This is a genomic window from Aliivibrio sp. 1S128 (assembly GCF_001691065.1).
Taxonomy (GTDB): domain Bacteria; phylum Pseudomonadota; class Gammaproteobacteria; order Enterobacterales; family Vibrionaceae; genus Aliivibrio.
This window is the reverse complement of sequence record NZ_MAJV01000029.1, coordinates 1-491: the sequence shown is the minus strand read 5'-3', so window position 1 is coordinate 491 and position 491 is coordinate 1. Positions and strand designations below refer to the sequence as shown.

The 491-nt window shown below is 49.1% G+C and carries 1 protein-coding gene; it reads left to right on the top strand.

The features are described 5' to 3' along the window. A partial coding sequence (locus tag A6E03_RS06650) for a VCBS domain-containing protein (protein ID WP_218060155.1) occupies positions 1-491 on the top strand: 491 nt, incomplete at both ends.

Sequence of the window (491 nt, the reverse complement as noted above, 5' to 3'; positions counted from 1 at the left end):
GATACCGGCGAAGCGCACTTCTCAAGCACAGATATTATGGGCTCACTAGGCACGTTACATCTAACTGATTCAGGCGCATGGACATACGATATTGATAATACTAATCCTGCAGTTCAAGCATTAGGTAAAGGCGCGACAGCAACAGATACCATTACCGTTCATTCAGCCGATGGCACGCCTCATCAGGTGACCGTCACTGTGAACGGCACTAACGATAAAGCCGTGATTTCAGGCACAGATTCTGGTGCGGTGACGGAAGAGTCTCAACTTCAAACCTCCGGCACACTGACTGTTACGGATGTCGATACTGGCGAAGCACACTTCTCTACCTCGTCCACAGGAAGCATTGATATTACTGGTACGCTCGGCACGCTACACCTTACCGACAACGGCCAGTGGACTTACGATTTAGATAATACTAACCCAACAGTTCAAGCATTAGGTAAAGGCTCGACAGCTACCGATACCATCACCGTTCATTCAGCCGATGG